Here is a 910-nt window from a genome sequence, read left to right as displayed (position 1 = left end):
AGAGTCCGTTTTGAAATTCACGGATGAGCGTTTCGGCGGATGAGATTGCCACCCATTGCGACAAGGATCATGGCTTGCGAGACGTCGATGCGCTGCTCGTAGTCGCGCACGAGGCGGCGCCATCTCGTCATCCAACCGAAGGTCCGCTCGACGACCCAGCGGCGGGGCAGGACCTGGAAGCCCTTCTGGTCGTCGGATCGACGGATGATCTCGACCACGAAGTCGAGATAGGTGGCTTTGTCCATGAGCTTCAGCCGGTCATAGGCGCCGTCGGCGAACAGATGCTTCACCCACGGCCAGCGCTTGCGGATACCATCCAGGATCGCCTGAGCGCCGGCACTGTCGGAGATGTCGGCGGTGGTGAGATTGACCATCAACAGCCGCCCATCCGTATCGACGGCAATGTGTCGCTTGCGGCCGACAATCTTCTTGCCGGCGTCATAACCCCTTGTTTCAGCTTGCGGAGCCTTGACCGACTGGCTGTCGATCACACCAGCCGTGGGACTGGCCTCGCGCCCGGCTCGCTCGCGATCCAGCATCAGCGCCACGTCGTGGATGGTCTGGAACAGAAAGCGCCGAGCCAACTCGCGGAACCAGCCGTAGACCGTCTGCCAGGGTCCGAAATGGATCGGCAGCATCCGCCAACCGCAACCCGAGCGGACCAGGTAGCGCACGGCGTTGACCACCTCGCGGAAATCAACCTCGCGCGGACGGCCGCGACGCCCAGGCTTGGGCATCAGCGGTGCGAACTGCTCCCACTCCTCGTCCGTCAAATCAGACGGGTAGCGCTTGGTCTTCTTGGCGATCTGGGCCATCCGGCCACGGCTCTGCTTTGTCCACATCTAAAGCTTGAATCATAACCCAGCCTCAGACGAAACCCCCCGGCAAGCCGATTTTCAAAACAGTCTCT

General features: G+C 61.6%; 1 protein-coding gene. It reads right to left on the bottom strand.

All coding sequences use genetic code 11. The features are described 5' to 3' along the window. Positions 1-17: 17 nt before the first annotated feature. Entirely contained in the window at positions 18-842 is an 825-nt protein-coding gene (locus NKJ90_RS33365; RefSeq protein WP_352487778.1) for an IS5 family transposase, read from the bottom strand. Positions 843-910 lie beyond the last annotated feature (68 nt).

The organism is Mesorhizobium sp. M0051 (assembly GCF_040323235.1).
GTDB lineage: Bacteria > Pseudomonadota > Alphaproteobacteria > Rhizobiales > Rhizobiaceae > Mesorhizobium.
Note: the sequence above shows the minus strand (reverse complement) of the source record. Positions and strands in the feature narration are given on the sequence as shown.